The sequence below is a fragment of the Parabacteroides sp. CH2-D42-20 genome, assembly GCF_003670185.1.
In the GTDB taxonomy this organism is placed as follows: domain Bacteria; phylum Bacteroidota; class Bacteroidia; order Bacteroidales; family Tannerellaceae; genus Parabacteroides; species Parabacteroides distasonis.
This window is the reverse complement of sequence record NZ_RAYG01000021.1, coordinates 24,091-50,066: the sequence shown is the minus strand read 5'-3', so window position 1 is coordinate 50,066 and position 25,976 is coordinate 24,091. Positions and strand designations below refer to the sequence as shown.

General features: G+C 46.9%; 19 protein-coding genes. 13 read left to right on the top strand and 6 right to left on the bottom strand.

Annotation, left to right across the window (positions count from 1 at the left end; all coding sequences use genetic code 11):
* Positions 1 to 31: 31 nt before the first annotated feature.
* A complete protein-coding gene (locus tag D7V92_RS13120) occupies positions 32 to 1,549 on the top strand; it encodes a GH3 auxin-responsive promoter family protein (RefSeq protein WP_121773038.1) in 1,518 nt (505 codons plus the stop codon).
* Positions 1,550 to 1,578: 29 nt separating this feature from the next.
* Here D7V92_RS13120 and D7V92_RS13115 read toward each other — a convergent pair whose 3' ends face one another.
* The 4 genes from D7V92_RS13115 to D7V92_RS13100 all read right to left on the bottom strand — a co-directional run bounded on the left by D7V92_RS13115 (position 1,579) and on the right by D7V92_RS13100 (position 7,076).
* Positions 1,579 to 2,364: a phosphatase PAP2 family protein gene (locus D7V92_RS13115; RefSeq protein ID WP_005864018.1), complete on the bottom strand. Its 786-nt coding sequence runs from the start codon at positions 2,362 to 2,364 to the stop codon at positions 1,579 to 1,581.
* Complete coding sequence (locus D7V92_RS13110) at positions 2,354 to 4,192, bottom strand: right-handed parallel beta-helix repeat-containing protein (protein ID WP_121773037.1); 1,839 nt, start codon at positions 4,190 to 4,192, stop codon at positions 2,354 to 2,356. The genes D7V92_RS13115 and D7V92_RS13110 overlap by 11 nt, the downstream gene beginning before the upstream one ends.
* Positions 4,193 to 4,443: 251 nt before the next feature.
* Complete coding sequence (locus tag D7V92_RS13105; RefSeq protein ID WP_121773036.1) at positions 4,444 to 5,712, bottom strand: PAS domain-containing sensor histidine kinase; 1,269 nt, start codon at positions 5,710 to 5,712, stop codon at positions 4,444 to 4,446.
* On the bottom strand, positions 5,709 to 7,076 hold the full coding sequence (locus tag D7V92_RS13100) for a sigma-54 dependent transcriptional regulator (protein WP_172606906.1): 1,368 nt from the start codon (positions 7,074 to 7,076) through the stop codon (positions 5,709 to 5,711). Before D7V92_RS13100 ends, D7V92_RS13105 begins: the two co-directional genes overlap by 4 nt.
* A gap of 195 nt (positions 7,077 to 7,271) precedes the next feature.
* Between D7V92_RS13100 and D7V92_RS13095 the strand changes: the two genes are divergently transcribed.
* The 3 genes from D7V92_RS13095 to D7V92_RS13085 all read left to right on the top strand — a co-directional run bounded on the left by D7V92_RS13095 (position 7,272) and on the right by D7V92_RS13085 (position 11,637).
* The gene (locus D7V92_RS13095; protein ID WP_008781029.1) at positions 7,272 to 9,638 is read left to right on the top strand and encodes an ABC transporter permease; all 2,367 of its coding nucleotides are present in this window, start codon (positions 7,272 to 7,274) and stop codon (positions 9,636 to 9,638) included.
* A 90-nt stretch (positions 9,639 to 9,728) separates the two neighbouring features.
* Positions 9,729 to 11,204 (top strand): cysteine--tRNA ligase, encoded by a 1,476-nt coding sequence (cysS, locus tag D7V92_RS13090; protein ID WP_005864007.1) that lies wholly within the window; start codon positions 9,729 to 9,731, stop codon positions 11,202 to 11,204.
* 25 nt (positions 11,205 to 11,229) lie between these two features.
* A complete protein-coding gene (locus D7V92_RS13085) occupies positions 11,230 to 11,637 on the top strand; it encodes a PaaI family thioesterase (protein WP_121773034.1) in 408 nt (135 codons plus the stop codon).
* A 294-nt stretch (positions 11,638 to 11,931) separates the two neighbouring features.
* On the opposite strand, the gene D7V92_RS13080 is transcribed toward D7V92_RS13085, so the two are convergent.
* Together D7V92_RS13080 and D7V92_RS13075 are read right to left on the bottom strand one after the other, a co-directional pair.
* The gene (locus D7V92_RS13080) at positions 11,932 to 12,798 is read right to left on the bottom strand and encodes a DUF3108 domain-containing protein (RefSeq protein WP_121773033.1); all 867 of its coding nucleotides are present in this window, start codon (positions 12,796 to 12,798) and stop codon (positions 11,932 to 11,934) included.
* On the bottom strand, positions 12,740 to 14,653 hold the full coding sequence (locus tag D7V92_RS13075) for an Ig-like domain-containing protein (protein ID WP_121773032.1): 1,914 nt from the start codon (positions 14,651 to 14,653) through the stop codon (positions 12,740 to 12,742). Before D7V92_RS13075 ends, D7V92_RS13080 begins: the two co-directional genes overlap by 59 nt.
* An 845-nt stretch (positions 14,654 to 15,498) precedes the next feature.
* On the opposite strand from D7V92_RS13075, the gene D7V92_RS13070 reads away from it, so the two are divergent.
* The 9 genes from D7V92_RS13070 to D7V92_RS13035 all read left to right on the top strand — a co-directional run bounded on the left by D7V92_RS13070 (position 15,499) and on the right by D7V92_RS13035 (position 25,971).
* Positions 15,499 to 18,192: a hypothetical protein gene (locus D7V92_RS13070; RefSeq protein ID WP_121773031.1), complete on the top strand. Its 2,694-nt coding sequence runs from the start codon at positions 15,499 to 15,501 to the stop codon at positions 18,190 to 18,192.
* A gap of 68 nt (positions 18,193 to 18,260) precedes the next feature.
* Positions 18,261 to 19,007, top strand: coding sequence for a DUF3667 domain-containing protein (locus D7V92_RS13065; protein WP_121773030.1), 747 nt, complete (start codon positions 18,261 to 18,263; stop codon positions 19,005 to 19,007).
* Positions 19,008 to 19,129: 122 nt separating this feature from the next.
* A complete protein-coding gene (locus tag D7V92_RS13060; protein WP_233572847.1) occupies positions 19,130 to 19,441 on the top strand; it encodes a TRL-like family protein in 312 nt (103 codons plus the stop codon).
* Between the two features lie 48 nt (positions 19,442 to 19,489).
* Positions 19,490 to 20,029 (top strand): hypothetical protein, encoded by a 540-nt coding sequence (locus tag D7V92_RS22465; protein ID WP_233572846.1) that lies wholly within the window; start codon positions 19,490 to 19,492, stop codon positions 20,027 to 20,029.
* A 75-nt stretch (positions 20,030 to 20,104) separates the two neighbouring features.
* Positions 20,105 to 21,649 (top strand): S8 family peptidase, encoded by a 1,545-nt coding sequence (locus D7V92_RS13055; RefSeq protein WP_233572845.1) that lies wholly within the window; start codon positions 20,105 to 20,107, stop codon positions 21,647 to 21,649.
* Between the two features lie 327 nt (positions 21,650 to 21,976).
* Positions 21,977 to 22,684 carry a porin family protein gene (locus D7V92_RS13050; RefSeq protein WP_233572844.1) on the top strand — a complete coding sequence of 236 codons (708 nt, stop codon included), beginning with the start codon at positions 21,977 to 21,979 and terminating at the stop codon, positions 22,682 to 22,684.
* 80 nt (positions 22,685 to 22,764) lie between these two features.
* A complete protein-coding gene (locus tag D7V92_RS13045) occupies positions 22,765 to 23,952 on the top strand; it encodes a S41 family peptidase (protein WP_158598890.1) in 1,188 nt (395 codons plus the stop codon).
* 129 nt (positions 23,953 to 24,081) lie between these two features.
* Positions 24,082 to 24,918 (top strand): hypothetical protein, encoded by an 837-nt coding sequence (locus tag D7V92_RS13040; protein WP_057328587.1) that lies wholly within the window; start codon positions 24,082 to 24,084, stop codon positions 24,916 to 24,918.
* Positions 24,919 to 25,221: 303 nt separating this feature from the next.
* Complete coding sequence (locus D7V92_RS13035; protein WP_057328586.1) at positions 25,222 to 25,971, top strand: M15 family metallopeptidase; 750 nt, start codon at positions 25,222 to 25,224, stop codon at positions 25,969 to 25,971.
* Positions 25,972 to 25,976: the final 5 nt, after the last annotated feature.

Here is a 25,976-nt window from a genome sequence, read left to right as displayed (position 1 = left end):
CTACATTTGCACTCGAACAAATAAAAAGAGCATGGATATTTTAACACAGACGATTTCGCTCCTTTTCCGCCATCGACAAACGGAGATCGGACGATTTGGGCAGGATATAGACCATATCCAGCGCAAACAGCTGCATGCTCTGCTTTCGACGGCACGCAAGACGGAATGGGGACTCAAATATGATTATAAAAGCATTCGCTCTTATTCTGACTTCTGCCAACGTCTTCCCTTACAGACTTATGACGAGATAAAGCCGTATGTCACCCGAATGATAAACGGAGAAAGGAATATTCTCTGGCCTTCGGTGGTGCGGTGGTACGCTAAGAGTAGCGGGACCACGAACGACAAAAGTAAATTCCTGCCCGTCACCCCCGAGATATTAAAGGGTTGCCACTATAAAGGCGGCTTTGATTGCGTGGCCATTTATCTGCGGAACAACCCGGAAAGCCGTTTCTTCTCCAAGAAAGGCTTGATATTAGGCGGCAGCCATAGCCCTTCCCCGCTAAACTCCGAGGCTCATCAAGGCGACTTATCCGCCGTATTACTTCAAAATCTCAATCCGCTCGTCAATTTAATACGCGTCCCCAAGAAACCCATTATCCTAATGGATGAATGGGAAAGCAAGATCAAGGCGATCGTGGAGAACACTTGGAATAAGGATGTAAACAGCCTATCCGGTGTTCCTTCTTGGATGTTGGTCTTGATCAAGGCCGTATTGAAAAAAACGGGTAGGGAATATCTTACGGACGTATGGCCTAATCTGGAGATCTTCTTCCATGGGGGAATCAGTTTCGAGCCTTACCGGGAGCAATATAAAACCTTGATTCCATCGAATAAGATGCATTATATGGAGACCTATAACGCATCCGAGGGCTTCTTCGGGCTGCAAGACGATCCGACAGACCCCAGTTTGCTTATGATGCCGGATTACGGTATTTTCTATGAGTTCATCCCGATGAACGAGGTGGGTAGCGCCCATCCGACCGTGTTACCGCTGGAATCGGTAGAGACCGGGAAAAACTACGCGATGGTGATCACGACCTCAGGAGGATTATGGCGCTATCAGATCGGGGATACGGTACGTTTCACCTCGTTATTCCCTCATAAATTCGTTATCTCCGGACGTACCAAGCACTTTATCAACGCCTTCGGCGAGGAGCTAATGGTGGATAACGCCGATAAGGCGATCGCCATGACTTGCCTACGAACCGGGGCGAAAGTAAAAGAATATACCGCCGCCCCACTCTTTATGCTGGATAAGGCGAAAGGACGGCACCAATGGTTTATCGAGTTTGACAAGAAACCGGAATCTCTCGATGAATTCGCCACTTTATTAGATCTGAACTTACAAAAGCTGAACTCGGACTATGAGGCGAAGCGGTATAAAGAGATCTCCCTTCAACCGCTGGAAATCGTTATCGCCCACGACGGTGCTTTCTATGAATGGCTCAAGCAGAAAGGTAAATTAGGCGGCCAACACAAGATCCCACGCCTCAGCAACGACCGCACGCATATAGAGGAGCTTTTGCGCATCAACCAGTCTCTATAAGCCGGTATGCGCTTTATTCATAAGACGCATTAAAATTGATAAGTCAGATAGAATCCCGCCATATTCGAACTGAATACCGGAGCGGCCACGATCGGGCAGTTCTTCACATTTCGATTGATCCGCCGGGCGATAGCGTTACGAATCGGGAAATAGATCAGATACGATAACTCTACCGACAAGATCCCGAAACCCGCGCCGGCTACTACATCCGCCACCCAATGCCTGTTATTGTATAAGCGGGAACCCGCCACGAACGCCGCTATCGCATAACCCGAGTAAGCGAGTATAGGCGAGCTATCCTTAAATTCCTTATAAGCCATATGCGCCCCTAAGAAAGCATTCGAGGTATGTCCGGACGGAAACGAATAAGGCGCCCCGTCCGGGCGAGGCTCGTTTACCCAGTTCTTCAGCCCATGCACCATCAATCCGTTCATCCCTTCCGCTAAAGCGACCAAGCAAAGTTGGTCCACCCAGTTATGCTTCTCTTTTCCCATAAGGTCGCAGACAAATACCCAACCCAGCATTCCCCACTCCAAGTAATTGTCGATATGGATTTGCTTCACGGAATCTTTCCGTGAAAACAGGTGAAAGTCATTCATCCCGTCGATCGCCGTGCCTACGGCTCCCACCGTTATCAATGAGGCCGGAAGAATCAAGCTTTTCGGGTTAAACTTATAGGCGACGACAGGCATTCTCTCCTTGACAGGGGCTTGAGAACGTACGTTTAACGTATCGAGATCACCAACGCCGGCGAACGCAATGTTTACGAAGCCTATCAAAAGGCTTACCAAGACGATTAATTTCCTATATATCATATCCGTTATTTTCCTCTAAGACATCCCTCTCCCGGATAAACCCTTCATCAAAATAGTTGTTCTCTATTTTCGAATGGATCACCCGCTGGAAATAGAAACGATGGTTATTCCAATGGAAGGCTGGGTATTCCTTATTTTGTTTGACAATATTATTCGTGAAGACCAACCCGTCCACGGACTTGGCGTATACCAATGGCCTATCGAACGTAATAAACTCGTTTGCGTCGATCACGATATCACTATGGAAATATTTCCTTTGCGACGCTAAATCCGGGATTTCGGGATAAATAGAGATAATAGCGTTCGTAAATTGGAACATATTCGTCAAGGAGTTGATGAACTTATTCTTACGGATCAACACGTTCCGGCAAGCGCCGGTCTCGAACCAGCCGTTGCAATCACCGCACAGCAGGATCGCCGTCCCCGAGGTATGATCGAAAACATTATTCTCTACGACCGTTTGCCGAGGCGTGCTGAACAGGGAACCGCGGGCACGGTTATTCCGGATCACGTTATCCGAGAATAGGACCGTCGGCGTCCACTCCAGATTCTCTATGCCGAAGCCGCTTCCCTCATGGATCGAAGGATTCACCGTATTCTCAAACCGGATCTCGAACTCCTTCGCCCCTCGGTAATCCGGTTGATCAACTGCCTTGATAGCGGTAATCCGGTTTCTCGCCCCTATCAATTCCATGGTGCTCGAATGGATGAACTGCACGGAATCCCCTACCCTTCCCCATTCGAAACCATACGATTGCGGGTGCATATACCGGCCTACCAAGGTAGAGTCATTCACTCGTCTCACCACTTTCAGGTAAGTTCCATGCACATTGATAGCGTCGTCCATCATCCCTTCGTACAAGCCATTCTTGGAGATGATCGTTCCCTTGCAGGCCGAGAAATGGGTAGCGTCCGCCTGTGTCGTGAAATACCGCGGATCGTCCGCCCCTTTCAAGCAAACGGAGAAACCATCCAGCGTGATATTCTCGCTCACTTGCGCCAAGAGGCCCATTCCCTCGGCATAATGAACCTTGATATTCTCCAGAGTCGTATTCACGTCATGATACAGGAAGACACCGGGAGCCGGACGTTCCCAAGAACGCATGGCGATCACCGTACCGGGCACCAAACGGCTGTCTTTCCAACGGGGAGACTTTATCAGCCTTGGAGAAACCTCGATCAAGCCCCGCACGCCTACCGGGATATCGCTTGTATTATACACCAAATGACGTGTATCTCCCTCGAAGGCGATACCGGAACCGGGAGTCAACTCCCAGCCTTCTCCCTCCGCTACAAACACGCTATCCCGTATCTCATAGCGTACCCATGGAGCCACCTCGAAGGTGATCCCGCCTTTCAGCGTATCGTTCTCCACCACTTTTACCTGTGAAATCTGAGGATGCTTGAAGTCTATACTGAAATTCTTCAAGACACAATTCCTCGAATCCAGCAAAGAGACCGGCAACATCCTGCCGTGGAAGATTAACTCCGAGCCTTGCCCGTCGAACACCATATTCTTCATCCCCTCGAAAGGCAAACCTACTTTCTTCGGATTCATTTGATCATGATTCGAGATGAAATAGACACGCTCCGCCGCGCTATCGGGATAAAACTCATAGCGGCCCTTAGGCAAGGTCACCACAATGGTCTGGTTTTCCTCGCATTTCTCCCGTATCTGCTCCAATGCCCTCGCCATAGCGGGCGCATTATCCACATTCTCGACCGGGGATAAACCATAAGCCGACAAATCATACCTCCGTTCCGTAGAACAAGCGCTTCCAAACAGGGAATAAAGCAGGACAACTGCCCCCCATAGATACCATTTCATAGAAAATCAATTAAATATATCCGCGAAGGTATGTATTTTACAGGGTAAGCGCACTAAAAACAGACAATAACTTTCCGTCTCATGAATCCTATCACGAATCTCCTATAATAGCAGCCTGAGTTTTCTCCTAATAAAACAAAAGTTTCCTCAGTAAGAAACTTTTGTTTCCCTATATAGAAACGAAAGTTTTTCCTTGAAGAAACTAAAGTTTTCCGTATAAGAAATTTAGAAAAACTGCAATAGGCTGATAATCAATTAAAGTACAAAAAGAAACAGCTACCCTTTCCATTCTCGGATTCTACCGAGATATGGCCGCCATGTAAGGTGATTATTTGCTTACAGATGCTTAAACCGATACCCGAGCCGGAGGGCTTGGTGGTGAAGAAAGGTACAAAAACCCGGTCGATAACCTCGGGTAAGACACCGATACCGTTGTCTCGCACGGTAAAGACGAGTTCGTTTCCCTCCCGCTGAGCCGCCACGATAATCTCGGGGTTTGGCTTTTCCGCACAAGCCTCACAAGCATTCTTCAGTAAGTTCAAGAAGACCTGCTCCATCTGCGCCCGATCTGCGAACCATTCCAGAGGCTCGTCCGGCAAGCGGAAACGGATAGAAGGCTCAGGGCACAAACGCCTTAAATCCGAAAAGAAATCTTTCACTAAGATACGGGTCTTTACCGGAGAGGCGATCCGGGTCAATCTCCGGTAATTCTCAACGAAATCCAGCAACCCTTTACTCCGGCGATGGATGACATTCACCCCATGCTGGATATACGAACGATTCCGGACATCATCCGGATCTGCTTTGCAACGTTTGCTCAAGGTCTCGGACAACGAGATAACGGGTGTGATGGAGTTCATGATCTCGTGCGTCAAGACACGGATCAATTTCTGCCAAGCCTCCATCTCATTCCGCTCCAAGGTAGAATGGATGTTCTTCAAGCTGACGATCCAACGCTCGCAACCTCGCAAGTCGATACGAGTGGCATCGATCGCCCAATCTTGCGGAACGGATGGTTTTCCGTAACGCACCACCGTCTTCCCCGCCTTGATAGCCTCCAAGAACTCATTGGGTAACCGACACCTCGTATCCAGCAACGCGTCGGCGGCCCGGTTCTTCCATTCAATAGCCCCTTCCCTGTCAGTAACGAGTACGGCAGTGTCCACCTTATTCAACAGACTCTCAAAATACAGCCGCCTCACCTCCTCGTCCATCAATCGGCCACGCAAGGATCGCAGAGCCGCGGACAAATCGTCCGCCAACTCCCGCATCACCTTATCCTCATAAGGTGAACGAACGATCTGGATCAAGTCTTGCTGCCGCAAGCAATCCACCACATAACGCCAATACTTCACCTGCCGCATCTGTATGAAATAAAGATGAATCGAGAAATACAAGATCGCGATCCCGCAAAAAGTAGGACAAAAGATAATCTCCTCATGCACGCAATAGAACAGGAGTCCCGTAGACAAGACGATGCCTAGGATGTGCGAGATGACCGTGAACGCATACGATCTCATAAGCCGAACTTCTCTATTTTACGATACAAGGAAAAACGGGTGATACCCAATAGCTCGGCGGCATAGCTCATATTACCGTTGCTTTGCCGCAAGGCTCGCTCAATGATTTTCCGCTCGGCTTGTTCCAGATTCAAATCAGGGTCCGGTTCCTTCTTTCGCTCGTACGAGGCCGTATAGAGAGGGAAATCATCCGGTCTCAGCACCGTACTCTCGTTCAAGATCACGGCTCGCTCCAAAACATGCTGCAACTCCCGGACATTACCGGGCCAAGGGTATTTCATCAGCTTACTCCCCGCCTCCCGGCTCAACCCTTTGATCGTTTTCTTGTATTTCCGGCTATACAGCCTCTGGAAATGATCGGCCAGCATCAAGATATCCTCTCCCCGCTCACGCAGCGGTGGTATGGCTATCTCTATGGTATTGATCCGATAGAGCAAGTCTTGCCGGAAACTCCCCTCGCCCACCAGCTGACGCAGATTGGCGTTGGTGGCGCAGATCAAACGGACATCGATCGAGATCGGCTCCACCGCTCCCAAACGGGTGATATGACGTTTCTCTATAGCCGTCAACAATTTAGACTGCATCGGCAAGGACAGGTTACCGATCTCGTCCAGAAAGAGCGTACCACCGGAGGCCATCTCCATCCGTCCCGACTTAGACCGTCGGGCATCCGTGAAGGCTCCTTTCTCGTAACCGAACAACTCACTCTCAAATAATTGTTCCGGGATGCTTCCCAAATCGATCGTCACGAAAGCATCGTCACGCCGGGGCGAGTAATGCCTCAACAAACGAGCCACCAAATCTTTTCCCGTACCGCTCTCGCCGGTAATTAATATATTCGCGTCAGTCTCCACGAGCTTGTAGATCGTATCCTTTACCTTCAGCATCGCTGGCGACTCACCGATCAATTCCGGCAATGTGTCGTCCGCCTTCATGGCTTTCATCTGCTCCCGCAAACGTCCGACCTCCTTACGGGAATGGCTCAATCGAATGCCCGACGAGAGGGTAGCCAGCAACTTCTCCGTTTCCCACGGCTTGGAGATGAAATCGGTAGCGCCAACCTTAATGGCCTTGACCGCTTTCTCTATATCCGAATAGGCCGTCATGAAGATCACGACCGCTTGCGGATCGATCTCCAAGATTTGTCCCAAATACTCAAAACCCTCCTGCCCGCTCACGGCATCCCGATGGAAATTCATATCCAGCAAGACCACGTCCGGTTGAAACGTCCGCATGAAATACTCAATGCGTGCCGGTTGTGTCGTTACCTTCACCTTTTGCATGTACGGCTCCAACAGTAAGTTCAATGCGAACAACACATCCTTATTATCGTCGATGATCAATATCTTTCCTTTTTCTTCCATACGGACAAAGATAAAGGGAATAAAGACAGCTTGTACGTGCATTATCGCACAAAAAATGTACGCTATCGCACTACATGAAGAAATACAGATTTTTCTATGATTCTATTTTCTAATACGTTACATTTATGGCATGATATTTGAGTCGGATTCAGCGAAATTGAGTCATCAGCGATATCATCAAAAAACGGAATTGCCATGTTAATACATTACTGTGTCATTGCCTTCAAAAACATCTGGAAGTATAAAGTCAGCGCCTCCATCAGTATCCTAGGGCTGGCTTTCGCCCTCGTCTGTTTCGTGCCCATACTCTATTGGATGGATCATGAGACCACTTACGATTCTTTCTACAAGGATTCCGAATCCATCTACCGTGTCTATAGCGCCGAGAAACAATCCGGGAAAGTGAACAAAGGAGCTTCGAAAGGTATCGAAAATAGCTTACGAGAGCAAGTCCCAGCTATCGAAGCCTCCACCACGCTTATGCTTTCAACCGAAAACTGCCGAACCCAAGCGACTCCTTATATCCAAATGAATATGCTTTATACAGACAGCACGTTCCTAGAGGTATTCCCGCAATCTTTCGTTTGTGGAGAAATGAATCATCCGCTACAAATCGTAAACAACATGATCTTGAGCGAACGTACGGCGGTCCGTCTATTTGGCGACGCGGAAAAGGCGATTGGGCAACCTATACACACCTTGATGAGAGCCTCCTTACCTCCCTACATCGTCACGGCTGTGGTGAAAGACCCACCAACCCATACCAATCTACCGTTCGACGCGATCATCAACCATAACATGATACAGCATTTCTCCCAGTTACCTCCAGAGGCACAATGGAGCTTCTTCGTGATGGACTTATACGTGAAACTCCATCCAAGCTCAGACCCAAAAGCCTTCGCCAATCAACTAAAAGAGCTACCTGAACGTATCGGGGTGAACAAGGAGATCGAGTTGCGAACACTCCCCATCCGTGAGATCCGGCATCATCTGAATGAAGATACACCCTTTACCTTAAATTTCATCGGCTTGTTTGTCGTATCTGGTGCCCTATTATTGTTTGCCGCCCTCTTCAATTTCTTGAATTCCTATATGGATCTCTTTCGGCAACGTGTGCGGGAATGGCGTTTACGGACGGTCAACGGCGCAACGAGAAAGCAATTGATCGAACAAATGTCTGTCGAGCTAGGCTGTTCCGTACTTGCATCCTTGTTGGTAGCCTTGATCTTCATAGTCCAAGTCAAGCCGCTTTTCGCCCGATGGCTGGAGATTGATTTGGAGATGGGCCGGTTCCTGTTTCTTTTCGCAGGGGTAGGTATAGGTACATTCCTCATCCTCCAATGTGCAGGATTAGTATTCTTCGGGCAGTTCAGCCATACGGCAACCACCTCGCTCGTTCCCAAAGAGACAGTCAAACCCCTTTTGTTACGCCGCATGGCCGTGACCTTACAATTGATGATCAGTATCCTGTTCATCGTAGCATCGCTGGTTGTCATGGAGCAAATGCGATTCGTAAATCAAAAAGATTTAGGTTTCGATCCAAAAGGCCTTATCCAACTATCCGGCTTCGTAGACGTATCCGGGAAAATAGAATCCACGTTGATGCAAGAGTTAAGTGCCCTGCCGCAGGTCAAAAGTTTCACCGACACGAACTTTAAGCCTCAACATCATGTCGATCCCATGGCGATCTTCACGAATGTGGAATGGGAGGGAAAACCGCTGGACACAAAGGTGGACTTCCACCTCTATGGAACCGATCACCGATTTGGTGAGACCTTCGACCTAAAGATGTTAATGGGCCGGTGGTGGACAGAAGGCAACGAACTTAGTGTCGTGCTCAACGAGTCGGCGGTTCGTGCCATGGGCTTACAAGACCCAGTCGGCAGCATCATCCGTATGCCGTGGTGGTCAGATTTCAGCGTGATCAAAGAATACGAGATCGTCGGTGTCGTCAACGATTTCCATGCGCTATCTTTCCGGGAAAGTATTCATCCGATGCTATTCATTCCTTCGGGTGGACTGGTGAATAATCTGTATATCCGGGTCATACCGGGCGAGGAAGGAAACATCGCCCACCATATCACGGAGCTACTGCCCAAGATAGACCCGACATTAGCGGATACCCGGATCACCCCGATCGGAACGCTTTACGATCAACTGAACCAATCCGAGATCGTCGGGCTGAAAATATTCTCGTTCCTCGCTTTCGCCTGTTTGCTAATCTCCTTGTTCGGCATCTACGCCGTCGCTACAGCCTCCACGAAACGGCGGCGTAAAGAGATCGCTATCCGGAAAGTAGTAGGCTCGAAAGCCTCCGAGATCATTTTCTTGTTCTTCAAGGAATACATGCGATTAATTGTCATCGCCGGAATCATCGCTTTCCCGATCAGCTATCTCGTCATGAACTACTGGTTGCAAGGCTACGCCTATCGCATCCAAATCCAGATCTGGTGGTTGGTGGGAATATTCATCACCATTACCAGCATGGTTCTAGGTACGATACGTGAACAGGTATGTAAGGCAGCCAATGAGAATCCGTCGGAAGTCATCAAGAGTCAATGAATGCCTATGAAAACTACAGACTATTCACGATCAGCTTGATAATACCAAGGATTTTATGTAAGTTCGCGATTCCTAAATATATAATAGAATATGGAACATCCATTGAATATTTACAACACGCTTACGAGAAAGAAGGAGCAATTCATACCCCTGCACGAGCCGCATGTAGGTATGTACGTATGTGGCCCCACGGTTTATGGTGACGCCCACTTGGGACACGCACGTCCGGCGATCACGTTCGACTTGCTATTCCGTTACCTTACCCACCTAGGATATAAAGTGCGTTATGTACGTAATATAACGGATGTAGGGCATCTGGAGCACGATGCCGATGATGGGGAGGATAAGATCGCCAAGAAGGCACGGCTAGAACAGTTGGAGCCGATGGAAGTGGTTCAATATTACCTCAATCGTTATCATCAAGCGATGGATGCGCTGAACGTACTTCCTCCCAGCATCGAGCCGCACGCTTCCGGACATATTATCGAACAAATCGAGTTAGTCAAGAAGATTCTGGATAACGGCTACGCTTACGAGAGTCAAGGCTCCGTCTATTTCGACGTAGAGAAATATAATAAAGATCATAAATACGGCATCCTCTCGGGTCGCAATATCGAGGATATGTTGAATACGACCCGCGCGTTGGACGGGCAGGACGAGAAGCATAACGCCATCGACTTCGCCCTTTGGAAATGCGCCCAGCCGGAGCATATCATGCGTTGGCCGTCTCCGTGGAGCGACGGCTTCCCCGGTTGGCACTGCGAATGTACCGCTATGGGCAAGAAATACCTCGGGGAGCATTTCGACATCCACGGGGGTGGCATGGACTTGATCTTCCCGCACCATGAATGCGAGATCGCGCAAGCCGTGGCTTCCCAAGGGGATGACATGGTTCATTATTGGATGCACAACAATATGATCACCATCAACGGGCAGAAGATGGGTAAATCATTAGGTAATTTCATCACACTGGAGCAATTCTTCACGGGTGATCATCCCTCCTTGCAACAAGCGTATTCCGCCATGACCATCCGTTTCTTCATCCTGCAAGCGCATTACCGCAGCACGGTTGATTTCAGCAATGAGGCTTTGCAAGCTGCCGAGAAGGGCTTGTCACGCTTGATGGAGGCATACGGACATTTGATGAAGTTGCAGCCGTCCGCTACCTCTACCGTAGACACGAAAGGTCTTCGTGAGAAATGTTTCGAGGCCATGAATGACGATTTGAACTCACCGATCGTGATTTCTCATCTATTCGATGCCGCCCGTGCGATCAATTCCGTAAAAGACGGTAAGGCTACTCTGTCCGAGGAAGACTTGAAAGAGTTACAAGAGGTATTCCATTTATTCTTGTTCGATATCCTTGGCATGAAAGACGAGGCTTCCGCCGGTGGTAACAGCTATGAGACTTTTGGCAAGGCCGTAGACTTATTATTATCCATCCGCCAGCAAGCCAAGGCGAATAAAGACTGGGCCACCTCCGACAAGATCCGTAACGAATTAACCGCGATGGGATTCGAGATAAAGGATACCAAGGATGGTGCGGAATGGAAACTAAGCAAATAATCCACCAAGCGAATAGTAAGAGGTTATGACAATCCATGAATTTCTTCAAGGCGATAAATTCGCCTTGCTTGCGGGCGTTGAATTATTAGAAACGGGCAACGGTTACGCCAAGGCGCGTATGCTCATCAAGCTCGAACATTTAAATGGTGGAGGCGTATGTCAAGGTGGGGCGATCTTCACGTTGGCGGATCTGGCTTTCGCCGCGGCGACTAATAGCCACGCACGCCTGACATTATCCATTACCTCAAACATCAATTTCTTTAAGGCGGAGAGTAAGGGATATTTATATGCGGAAGCGAAAGAAGCGTTCAGCCATAAGAGACTGGCGAATTGCGAAGTCCGTATCACCAATGAAGCCGGAGAATTAATCGCGACTTTTAATGGTACAGGTTACCGCAAAGACACGGAATTACCCTTCACTCCGTTGGTTTAAAAAAGAAATTCTATAAAAAGCGAAAGCCTTTGGGGTTTGTTCCCAAAGGCTTTCGCTTTTTTATGCTTATACGCAACACATTATAAATCAATCTAAATAAACAATATGTCATAAACAAATTATTCACATGTCATAACCTCTGCCTTTATGAGCCCCCTTTATTATAAAACATCTTTTATATTTGTCTACATCAATGCTACACGATCACGATAACTACCCTATCAATATAAAAAGCTCTCGCCCCAGCTCCGTGATGAGCTGGGTGCGAGAAACACAAGCCTATCTAAAAAGCTTTCATTTCTTCTGCACCACGATACGGCAAGTAAGTGGGGCACACAGGTTATAGGAGTCTTTATAATAGACCTCCGCCGCCCCGATCTTCAGTTTCGCCCGGATCTTTACCGGGATATGGTTCTCGTCATCACCGATCCAAACCTCCGCCGCTTCCTTGGCTTGGGAAAATGCCTCATCGTAGATATCGATATAGAAATGGCGGGTACGGAATTTCGCCTCCTTATGCTCGACGATCTGTTGTCCCGTATAGCGAAAACGGGCGTTCACGAGCTCCCGGCCGATAGCGATCATGAAAGGGAACTCCGCACCATAACTCATCGTCCGCCAATCCAGCGAACGGAGATACATCGTAGCTCCCAGCATATCGAATACACGCCCTTTCGCCATTAGCATCGTGTCGATCTTCGTCTCCTTTAATGTATGGCGATGCGAGTGGATATCGATCCTACCGCTTCCTTGATACTCAAACTGGAGATTATCCACCAGATAGTAGTCTCCCTCGTTCGTGCGCTTCGAGCTGAACAAGAGCCGAGGCTCCTTTGAGTAATGACAATCCATCGTATCACGCATCCTAAAGACTTTCTCGATCACGCCGGCAGAGCGGAACAACAGGTTATAATGCCATGACGGCGCTCCTTGGTATTCCGATTCTTTCACGGAAAGGGTAGCCAATCCGGCCTTCGACATGATCAGCCCCCATTTGAAATAAAGATCGTAATCCACCCGTTCCCCATGGGATAACGGCAACGTTTGTGCCCGCAAAGACGTAAGACTCGCTACACACAAAAAGAAAACGCATATATACAGTTTAGAAGCGCAAGCCGCCCACACCGCTGTTCCTATTGGACGAAGACTGTGTTCCCTCATTTTTGTAATCTCTTTTCTTTTTCGTTAGCTCTTTCGGTTTATTCTTCGTGATATCGATCGGTTTCTGCCGTTTCATCGGTGTAGCCTTGATATTCCAAGTCTCCTCCACTTGCCAGTTCTGCATGATATTGAATATCTTCGGGCAATAGAAGACAAGTTCCGGCTGCCGTTTATCGGCGTAATTACCGGTATCCCAGACACCGTTATCATTCACGTCTAATACTAAACGGGCATAATATTTATCCGGTTTCAAGTCCATGAAAAGCACGCCGCCATCTTTTACCTTCACCTTACGGATCGGCTGGTCGCTGCTATTCAATAATTCCACGAAAGCGGTGGTATCCGCTCCCTCGATATTGATATATAAATGTCCGTACTCATCTTCCTTCTTGATCTTGAATTCCCCGCTATACACATCGTTCCATTTACCATAGGCACTGAATATCGTGGCGGAATCTACTTCCAAACGGAATTCCTCGCCATACTTCCACGGGCGCTTGATGAAGAAATTCAAGGAATTCGTCGTATCCGGAAAGAAATCGAAGTCTACGGCTTCCCAAAGCGTATCCACTTTCTGATCCAGATAAAAATGATCTTTCGTCAACCCCGCTACCGGTTCGCTAAACGTAACAGCGACCGTATCATACAGGTTGATGGAACCGGAAGCGTTTACGTTCATTCCTAGAAACTCGATGGGTTCCGGCTCCTCGTCTTTTTTCTTTTTCTTCTTCTCCACAGGACGGCGACGCATGGTAAATTGTACCGTATCGGTCTGCGGACGAAGTATATTCATGGAATCGCTTTTCAGGTAACTCACCTCCACTTGTAGCGTATCTTGCTTCCAGATCAAAGAATCGGTCAACCAGTAATGCACGGCTTTTCCTTCCTCCGCTGTTTGCAAGAAATACCAATTGCTATCCGCCGGGGTGAAATTCAAAGGAACCGGTACCGGAATAGTATCCAAGGAGGTATTGAAACGCAAGGTTAGTATTTTCTCATCCGTACGCTCCGGCTTCAACATATATTGACGCTCTACTTTTTCCTTAAACAGGCGCAACTCGATATTGTCCGGCATAAAATGGGTATAACCGACTGTCATCACCGTATCGATCGTCAAGCTATCTTTCCAAATCGTATCTTGACGGGTCGTCAACTCGAACGCAGGGACGATCAAGGAATCGTAAAAAGCGATCTGCTGCCCGGGCTGGCTGTACTTGTAGGAGCGCATCACATCCTCCAAGGCATAGATCCGATAGGTTCCGGGGGCCATATTACGAATCGTAAACTCGCCCTTGTCGTTCGTACGGGAAGTACGGACAAATGGGATCGTCGTAAAGGCGGAATCCTCCAGATTCGTATGCACGCCGATCGTAATACCCGGCATAGGCTCCAGATTCTCGGCGTTCAGCAAGACTCCGGACACCTCCATACTATCAATGGATTCGCCGGTAGAGAACGCGAAGGAATAATTCTCCAATACATTCTTCTCATTATTATCGGAGATCGAATTGGTAAAGTCTATCGTATAGGTCGTATTCTCCTTCAACGTATCCATCAGCTCGATGACCGCCTTCCGGCCGTTCGCCCGGATAACGGGTTGCTCCATTTGGGGTGGAGTGATGATCACGTTCTCGGTAGGCTTATCGATCTGGATCAACTCATCAAAAATAATCTCCACCTTCTTTCCCTTATAGTTTATCTGGTTAGGCAACGGCGTACTGCTTACGAACTTAGGCGGGGCCTCATCATAAGGCCCCCCGTTCGGCGAGGCTATATTCGCGCACGAGTACAGCACGACCAACAGAAGTACTCCTATAAAGAACCGTAAACTATTTCTTACGTATTTATCTTCCATTCAATCTTCATATTTCAATTGAGGGACAAAAATAGGGAAAAATCCCGTGAACGATAAGGATATATACGCTAATTAATCTATCTTTACAAAGGACAAGGTTCCGTTTGATTCGTCGATTGACATTTTGACAATTTGTCATCTTATCCTCCGGAAAGTCGCATATTTCGGACCAAAGTACGTCTCGCTCTCAAAAACGAGAAAAAATTTCAGCAACGCAATGATTGATAGAGAGATGACGAAAAACGGCCTTTTATTCTAGCGAAACCATTCATCGTAATTCACCTCAAAAGAGCCAAAATAGAGCTCCAATACCGCCTCAACCGGTTCATGAACCTACTTGAATGCCCATTCGCACTTACTTTCGATCCAGTTCACAGCTACTTCCGATGCCCAACGGCAGTACTTGCGCATCCAATCGGCAGTACTTGCGCATCCTTTTTCCATTACTTTCGCATAAAAACAGCCCTATTTCCAGTCCCCAAACCTTATTTTCACCACTTCACGCTCCTAATTCGTCCTTTTCGTTCACATCACTTGTCACGAAATGCAGCCTCTTTTCGACAAGAAGATAGCCATACCCGACCTGTTCCTTACAAAAACACAATCGGATGAAACAAACGCAAAGCTCCTAACGCACATGCTATAAAGGAAAACCATAGCGACCCCATAAGATCATAAGCATTTGATAACTAAAGGAAAAGAAACAAAAAAGGTGATTTCCGCGGACACCAAAAGTGATTTCTATGGACACTTACCTGTCTGAAGTTCTCCTCTTTTCATAAACTTTATACTACATTCGTTTCACATATACATATATTCGAGAAATTCTAATAAAAAACAACCGTATGAAACAATCTTTCCTTCGAAAAGTAACAGGTGGAGTCTTGCTATTATTGGCAGGATTGACCCAAGCAGTCATGGCACAACAAGCGCAAACAGATCCATTGATTATCACAGAAGACGTAGACTATGCGGATGAGGTTCGCGTAAAAGAACTAATCATCAAAGGCGCCTCTGAGGATCCAACGGATATAATTGATATTTCCTTACGGAATAACAGCGCGATCGAAACCATCACGGTTAAAAGTGGCAAAGCGAAAATACACTTCACCAGAGATGAGAACGTAACGTACACGCTAGGGACTATCAGTATCGCGAAAGAGGCAGAACTGACATTGTCTGGCTCTCCCCAAAAACTAAGTACACAATCTGTCAACAACGAGGGTCAGTTCTCGGACGAGACAGGAAACGAAGGCATGATCTTAGGCCCGGCTGGATTATGGATACAGGGAATCACTCCTAATGCAGACATTACCGCACCGGATGGCACTCAAATAAAAAGTGTTTCCCTCCGGTACGCGATCAAGTCTTTCTACAAGAAAGTGATCGTGGAAACTTACCAAGAAGGTCAATGGGTAAATTATGATGAGATCAAAGGCGGTGAATCCGAGAATGAGAATCCGAAATTGAGATCCACCCAAGGAAACGATACGGAGAAGTGGACTCTACATTCATCCCACACTTTTGCGACAGCCATAAAAGGTACCTATCGTTTCAGAATCGAGACAACCAAAGACCAATGCAAGACCATTTGGTATAGCAAACCTTATGAACTAATCGCAAGCGAATACGAGATCAAGGATGATCAGCTGACGATGGGAGAAGAAAATAGTACCACTATCCTACCCAGCCTATTGATCACAGCCGGCAAGGAGGGAGAGGAAGTAAAAGAAGCGACATTGGAAAACATTGAAATCGCAGAACATGCCGTTGGAACGCCTTCCGTAAAGATAGAGTCCAACGCAAAGGTAAATCTCACCTTGAAAGGGACAAATAACCTCGGTTCCATTGAGTTAGGAAAAGGTTCAACAATCACCTTGAAACCGGAAACGGCAGGTAAGGATATGAACGAAAAGCTCTCTATCTCTTCCGTTCGTAACGGAGGCTCTTTCACGGACGAGACCGCTACGGTATCCTTGGTAAAGGATTTGGAGAATCATACGATGATCGAGTTCACGGATACGGTTATCTATCAAATCGACAATGCGATCAGCGTTAGCTTAAGAGCGGTAGGAAACTCATTGGATGGGGATTATTTGTTATGGGGAGAGCATACGATAGAAAAACTTAATAGTGGTAAGTGGGAAGCCGTACAATCGAAATCCCGATTGCGTGCGGATACCCCCGCGGAAAACCCGAACCGTTCCGCTGAAGTCGTAATCAATCTTACGACTACGGAGACAGGTACTTATCGCATGAAAGTTACCTCCACTGATATAGAAGACGAAGCACATAACGCTACTTTATACTTCCTGTTTGAAATCACTACATTAAAAGACAAGATAATCGTCAAGATAATCGATGAAACCACCGTCTCCATCGATGGAACCAGCGAAGAGTACAAGAATGCCAATATGTTGCTATTTGCCAGTGATGGAAATACAGAATCTCCGATCAAAGTAACCTTAAACAATGTCCGATTGAAAGAAGTGGAAGGGTATGAGGAATACACGTCCAGCGTTGTCGCCGCAAAACAGAATTATGAGCTTACATTAAATGGGGACAACGACTTGGCGGCCTTTACCATTGAGGAGGGTGCTACCGCTACCTTGAAAAAGGGAGATTCTTTCAAATCCTTGAACGCTACGGTTTATAACGGCGGCAAGTTCATCGACGAGACCGGGACGATCCAACAGGTAGTGGATCTCGATGGCTTGAATATGCTATCCATTACCGGATACGAAATGACAGATTGGAACGGTTATAGCCTAGTGGCTTATTCCGACTTCTTCTTTGGCGATTATGAGGTGTCGGATAGTGAGTTGGAACATCTGGTAAACGGGGAATGGAAACCTTATCATAATAGCGTAATGCGTTCCGCAGAAGGGACACCGGAAGGAGGTGCTTCGGATAGTCACGAATGTGCCTATACCTATACAGGCTTAGAGGCAGGACAATATCGTATTCGGGTTTACGCAGAGAAATGGACTGAAGGAGCTGAGTTTGGGGAAGCGAATCATGCCGTTACCTTATACCATCACTTCACGATCACCGAGCCGGAACCCGAACCTACCTATTACAGCATCACCTTGCCATCCGTAGAAGGTGCCACCACCTCTCCGGCAGCGGGTACATACTGGGAAATCGAGGGTTCCTCTTTCAGCTTCTCCCTGACGTTGGATCCGGATTACGACCAGTCACAGCCCATCGTAAAAGCGAACGGCACGGAAGTAACCCCGGATGCAAACGGCACGTACACGGTCTCAAGCATCTACGAGGATATCACGATCACGATCGAAGGTATCACGGAGAATACACCGACCGGCAACGCCGAAGTGGAGGAGAATGACGTGAAGGTATGGGCTGCCGATGGGCAACTCCATTTGTCGGTTCCCTCCACGGAGCGTGTATGGATCTACGCTTTCAATGGCAACTTGATCCGCTCTTTGGACGAGGTAGCCGGAGATATTACCGTAAACTTGAACAAAGGCTCTTACATCATCGTTGTTGGTGAGAAACGATATAAAGTAGCCTTATAAACATTCACCGGATGCGGCATGCGCTCTCATAGCCGCATCCGGTAATACTTACTCATAGATAATCCCTTATGATAGTCAAAGAAACCATCTGCTTGAATTGCGGAACTATTTGCAATGGCTCATACTGCCCCAATTGCGGACAATCGACACAAACACCTGCCCGGATCACGATGAGAACGTTTGGCAAAAGTTTTATGATGAACTTCTCGGGAATCACCTCCGACTTCTGGGAAACCTTTGTTGGTTTGATACTACATCCATGGATCGTCATAAAAGAATATATCCATGGTAAATGGACGAAATACTCCTCTCCCATCGCCATGCTCATGCAGCTATTGGTCGTCTTTACAGTAATATACTCCATACTGGGCGACATTTTCGGGATAGATCTTTTATCCCGCCAGAATATAACAATCACCAACAATTGGTTTGCAAAGACCATCCTCTCATCGGACATCCTTTTCAAGATGACACTGTTGCTGCCAGTCGCTATTAGCTGCTATATTGTTTATCGAAAAGTAGGAAGCCATAAATATAATTTCGCCGAGTATTTCACGGCGTGCGTCTATATGGACTGCGCCTTTTGCGTTTACAATTACGTGCTTATAAAACCGATAGAGCTACTCAATACGAACGTAGCTTATGGCCTCAAGGTTGTCATGATGATCATCGTAGGAACAATAGCCTTGTTTAAGGTATTCCCGATACAGTCACCCTGGAAACGATATACGACATGGCTGAAATTCATGACCTTAAATATAGGCTTGATAGGTATCATCTTTATGATCATTTTCTGGATCGCAAGTTCCGAATAAAGGTAAAAGTGATTTACGTGGAGAACAAGAGAGATTCCCGCGGAGAACGACCGCCACGGAAAACTCTTTCCAACAAAAGAATCCGGCTACTTTCGCACCATGTTCAATTAAAAAACAAAACAATGATGAAAAAAGTAATTTTATTTGTTTGCACGGTATTTACATTGTCTAGTTGCGCGATCGTCAGCGCTCCGGTAAACGGGGCTATCTACCAAAAAACACAATCCGCGGTTTCGGCTACCGCAAATACCTTAGGCTCTAAAAAAGGAGAGGCTACCGCTACCAGCATCTTAGGGCTCGTTGCCTATGGAGACGCCAGCATACAGAAAGCGGCGAAAGAAGCGGGTATCACGAAGATCAGCCATGTGGACCAGCAGTCTAAAAGCGTATTGGGGCTTTTCTCTAAGTACACGGTAATCGTTTATGGTGATTAATCTATTTTTCATATTCATATAAATAACAAACAATATTATAAAAAGCTTATGAGAAAAAGATCTACACTCTTGTCGTTACTTTTAGCATCGATAGCTGGTGTCAGCGGTTTTTCCCAAGATGCGACTTATTCAAAAATGTCTCCTCATACCCGTATCCTTTTGGATCGGCTGGAGAGAAATGACACGATCCATTCGTCTTTGCGCGGTGCCATTGAGGATGAATACCTGTCCGCTTTCGTGAAAGTAGAGACCGAGGAAGCTTGGGCGGAGGTGGAAGCCGCCGGTTGCCGGATACAGACCCGTACGGGGGATATCGCTACGGTATTGATCCCGCTGTCGAAGGTGGAGACGCTCTCGGAGTTGGCTAGTGTTCAATACATCTCGGCTTCCCAACCGATGTCGTTGAGCATGGATTCCGCCCGTTATTATTCCAACGTGGCGGATGCCTATGCGGGGAAGAACCTGCCGCATCCTTATACGGGAAAGGATGTCATCGTTGGGGTGGTAGATGGCGGTTTCGATTATACACATCCTAATTTTTACGACAAGGAGGGGAAAACGTATCGTCTCAAACGGGTTTGGGACTAGGCAAGCCCATTCAGCCATGCCGTATATACCACAGAGTCAGATATCTTAGAGCACGAATGTTCCTATGATTCTGATGTGGAAACACATGGTACCCATGTGATGGGCATCGCCGCCGGTGGAGGTTATGACACGCCTTACCAAGGAGTGGCTTATGAGAGTGATATGATGGCGGTAGCCACGACCTGGCAAAATGCGGATATCATAAATGGGGTGGATTATATATTCCAAGAGAGTGAGAAGGAGGGCAAGCCCTGTGTGGTAAATCTTAGCTTAGGGTCTTCTACGGGACCTCATGATGGAACTGATCTTTTTGATAGGATGTTAGATCGTCTGACGGGGCCGGGTAGAATTATCACGGCCTCTATGGGTAATTCCGGAAGCAGCAACGAATATGTGGGTCTTATGTCTCCGATTGATACGTTGCGTACCTTTATTGGCAAGGGAGCAACTTCTGCCGTAGGAGTTAGTCTGTGGGCTGACGAGCCCGGAAAGCCCTTTGCGATAGATTTAGGCATATATGATTCTGAGAAGAAAGAGTATTTGGCAAATACGGGCTTTTTATCAGTGGATACGTTGGAGAAGGTGATTTCCTTACCTATTACCGGTCCGGATAACTCGGTGTATGAGGCTTGGATATCTTCATCCTTGTCTCCATTCAACGGCAAATATAATGTTACGATAGCATTTACTTACTCGGAGGAAGCGGGGAAGCTGGACTTTAGCTTACAAGTGGCAACCAAGAGCACACCGGTCAGGGCTTGGGCCTATAATGGTTCATTCAAGGATAATGGTATGTCCCCTTTGTATACTGCCGGGACTAGTGATTTCTCTATCGGTACTCCGGCTACCGCCCAGGATCTGATATCCGTGGGTGCCTATACGAGTCGTTTAGTTCGGGTTGACGCACAAGGAAATTCTCAAACTTTGCCTGGTAGCGAGTTGGGAAAACTCGCCCCTTTCTCTAGCGTAGGACCTACGATCGATAACCGGATCAAGCCGGATATCACGGCTCCGGGCCTTTTTGTAATTTCTTCTTACAATTCGTATTATCTGGAGGAAGAAGCCGGAGAGATAGATCGAGATATCCAAGTCAAGTACTCCACGTTCAATGGTCGCGAATATCCTTGGGGTTATATGCAGGGTACTTCCATGTCTTGTCCTTTCGCTACAGGTACGATCGCCCTTTGGCTGCAAGCGAACCCCACCTTGTCTCCGGATGATATCAAGGAGGTTTTCTCTCGCACGGCTATTCAAGACCAAGAGGGTGAGACCTATCCGAATAGTCGTTGGGGTTGGGGAAAGATCGATGCCTATAAAGGCTTGTTGGATGTCTTGGGGCTCCCTACCGCATCGGAGAACATCTTCGAAGAGAAGCCTTATGAGGCGGTATCCGTGTACGCCGGCACTTCTCCCGGCAGCTTCCACGTGCGTTGGGCGAAGATCCCGGGCGCTTTCAGCATCCAAGTGTTCGATGCCTCCGGACGTAGCTGGTATGGCAATAAGGTGGACTCGCCTACCTCCGTGGATTATCCGGTTGTCTTAGGAACCGACCAGCCCGGTGTTTACTTTGTCCGTATCGAGACGGCGGAAGGTACGGTAGAGCGTAAGATCAAGCTATAGGACAGCTGCTTATATCAAGTTTCTTAGAATGCCCATTGTTAGCTCCTTAGAATGCCTATCGTAAGGAGCTAATAATGGGCATTGTTAATTGTCCAATGGGCAGATTGACGAATGACTGGATGGAACAAGCCACATGAAGCGTTCATATGAAACTGCTGGGTATCAATAATTCTGAATAATATATGTGATTCCCGTGGAGAACAAGGGAGATTCCCGTGGAGAACAACCGCTACGGAAATCTCTTTCCAATAAAAGAATCCGGCTACTTTCGCATTATGTCCAATCAAAAAAATAAAACAGTAGACATTAATTTTATATAGCTTAAAAATGAAAAATAGAACAACTTTTTTACGATGGATCACTGTTATGGGATTGGCACTCTTTGTCTACAACGCCTCAGCTCAATGGAAAGTCGGCGTACAGACCGGTTACACTCACAACAGCCTATCAACCGAATCCGGATATGCCTACGACCGGCATTACGACGCACTAGGCGGTTTCACGGTTGGCGTACCCGTACAGTATGAGTTTGCGAATTGGTTCGCATTACAAGCCGATCTGTCTTACACGCAAAAGAACTATGCCTTATACCGGAGCGGCACATACGCAGACGTACGAAGCGAGACAAGAAATGGATTCATGCAACTGCCGGTTTACACCCATTTCTCTTTCGGGGGAGAAAAGCTCAGAGGCTTTATCAACGCTGGTGCCTATATGGGATATTGGATCGCGAGTCGGACGGAAGGTGCCCAATATGAATATTTCTATTGGATGATAGATCCCAATGCCCAAGCCTCCTTCCACTTCGATGAGAAAGTCCCTTTTGATAACCGGCGCGATAATCGTTTCGACGGTGGATTGATGACCGGACTAGGCATACAATACCAATTGACCCCGTACATACAGCTGGTGGTGGAAGGACGGTATTATCGCGGCTTGTCTGACCTGCAAAAAGATTATATGCTGAAGCAGATACACCGCTATAATGACACGTTCTCCTTACAAATCGGTTGTATGTTCACATTGGGAAACTGAGACAAGAGAGATAACTTTAAAAGAGATTTAAACATTATCCACATCAAAGACAAATGAAACATTATAAAATATATCTGACATTGTTTATAAGCACTCTATTGTTTTCTTGCAGGGAAGAGAACCCCGCCGTATTCAATCCGCAAGACCAATTGTTTTTTTCCTCATGGGATGAGATTTTCGAATCGTATTGGAACGGCATGAATTACAGCTATGCGTTCTGGGACATCGATCCGACCGATTGGGACGCGGTCTATCGGGAATACAAACCCCGCTTTAAAGATCTAGAGTTCAAAAATAGCGAGGACTCCGCGACCGTAAAAGAGTTGTTCGAAGGAATGACAGAAAATCTCATCGACCATCATTATCTTTTGACATTATATAAGGAGAACGGAGAGGAATGGTTTCAGATCAGGCCCGCAATCAATAATGATATCAAAAAAAGAGATTACTTCCACCTGCCATTTTCCGAAGAATCTCTTAGAAAAACAATCGAGGCTAATGAGGAAAAAGGACGTATAAAACAGTGGTGCAGTGCACAAGTAAACGATTTACAATTGCATTCGTATTGCATAGACAAGAACATTGTGTACTTTCGTCTGAATACTTTTGCCCTTTATGATAATATAGCACATCCGGAAGTGGAAAAGACATGGGATAATTACCTTAGCTTAATCGAGACAACACCCGATTTGAAAGGCATTGTCATTGATACAAGATGCAATGGTGGTGGTAGCATAGTTGATCTATCTTTCATTTTGTCTCCATTGATCACCCAAGAAACAACATTCGGATACACACGTTCCAAAAACGGCATGGGAAGATTGGACTATACACCTTGGTCGCCTTTTATCCTCTATCCCGCAAGCAAAGCCGATGGAGAGCTTGAATACCTCAAAGAGATACAAATAGAGCGAAACCTTGAAAATATTCCGATTGTGGCATTAGCGGATCTTCATTCTGTAAGCATGGGAGAGATAACTCCTATGGCAATCTGCTCATTGCCGAACGGATGCTTTATCGGGGAGACCACTTGGGGGGGCCATGGTCCATTAACAGGTAACTTCAATGGCACTTATGGTGGAGCCTTTGCCAATAAGGCCTTTGAGGTATATACCTCTACGTCTCATACCAAGAATATAGACGGAACTATTTATGAGGGCATCGGCTTGACCCCGGATATAGAAGCTTTATATAACGAGGAAGCATTCATGCAAGGAAACGACACGCAGTTGGAACGAGCTATCCAATATATTCAGACAGGGAAATGAAGTTTCTTATCAGTTGCTTCGATTAACAGAATTACCAAATATATTCTACAATCAACAACGGGGGGGACTATAGTCTCCCCCGCTAAGTTTTCAACGGTCATCAACATTAACAAGTTAAATAATCAACAAATGAAAAAAACAAGTTTACTTTACACAGCTGCGTGTTTATTGTTAAGTATGACATTATGCTTATCCGGTTGTGGCGACGATGATCCCATAATCGAAACTCCCCCGGTAGACAAGCCGGAACCGGAACCAAAGCCGGAGCCGGAGCCAAAACCGGAAAAGTCAACGATCGACATGTACACGTTACAATTCGGCCATGAGACCGAATATATCAAATGCGCGGGCGATTCCCTGGCTTTCTATGATTTATTGGAAAAACGGATCTCGTTCATGCAAGACTCCGTAAAGAACGCAGGTGGATCCTTGGACATTAAATACATGAAAGAGATGAGGATCGTCGGCTTCTTTGATTCTACCGGCGTGGAAGATGTAACCCGCAATGCTCATCGGAACTTACTCTCCTACATCAAGGATGAAGCCGAAAAAAGCTACTTAGGTTTTGTATACACCGGAGCCGCTTTATCAAAAAATAAAAAGATAGAACGTTCTATTTTCAATTCAGAGGAACTTCCGAATTACATTTCCTCGTTAGCATCATCCATGACCGTCGATTTCCATTTACCGAACGTGAAAGCCACTGTTTGGACAACGACAGACGAGACGACCGCTATCCGCTCGTTAAGCTTCCCGGATAAGTACGTAGCGAACGTAAACGATGATTCATCCGTATCATACAGCTGGAAACACGCGGGATACGACATCACGCTTACAGCGGAGAAGGAAGAAAAATATGCCTTCCTGCTGAATACCGAAGGGACCGAGCTACGATTAGTCCGGATAGATGGTAAAGCGGTGGAAAACGGAGCCGTGTACACCTGTCCGAACTTCTCGAAGGAATAAAGGAGGCTCGGAAAAACATCAGCCTATTTTCCGGAAAAGTCGTACATGTTTTCCGCGAATTCTCTTGTTAGCAAAGTATCTTAACTTCATCGACCAAGTATCTTAAGATACTTTGCTAACGCAACCAAATATGAAGAACAAGATCATAAACCTATTAATAACCAATGATCTAAAAGTTAAAAGATGATTTCCACGGAGACCTAAAGTGATTTCTGCGGACACCTTCTTGACAAACGATATCCCTCTTTTTTGACACTTTTCATTATTTTTGTTCCTCGTTATAATTCCTATAAAAATAGATTAATGAAACGTTTTCTAATATGCTTTGCGTTTTGCTTCATGCAATGGGTTGGCTTTTCGTTTTGCTCAAGCGATGAACCCGTGCCCGCTCATTTTACCGAATGGAAAGCGGAAACGGTTGTCGATGAATCTGAAATCGACCGGACCGGCTTGGATGCTTGGTTCAAATCGGAGGAAATCAGCGATGACGTTTTCGACCGCATGTGGCTGAAATCATGGAAAGAGGATTGTCCTTTGGACAGGTCCGACCTCCGTTACCTGAAAATGTTGCATCGCAATGCCGATGGACTGCCGCAACGCGGCGAGATGGTGGTAAACGCCGCTATCGCGGATAAGGTACTGGGGATATTCCGCCGGCTCTATGAAGCGAATTACCGGATCGAGAGGATGGCATCGATTGATAACTATGGTGCCAATGATGAGACAGCGATGCGCGCCAACAACTCCTCCTCGTTCAATTTCCGCTTCATGACGGGTTCGACCACTAAGATATCCAAACATGGCCTTGGGCTAGCCATCGACATCAACACGCTTTACAATCCATACGTCAAGCGAAAAGACGACGGCACTTGGCACATCGAGCCTGCCACCGCAGAACCGTATGCTTTCGACCGCGAAAGCAGAACCGACATCCCATATAAGATAGACCATGACGATCTGGCGTACAAGCTCTTTACCGAAGCCGGATTCGAGTGGGGCGGGGATTGGACCTCATTGAAAGATTACCAACATTTCGAAATAAATTTAGACTAAAAGAT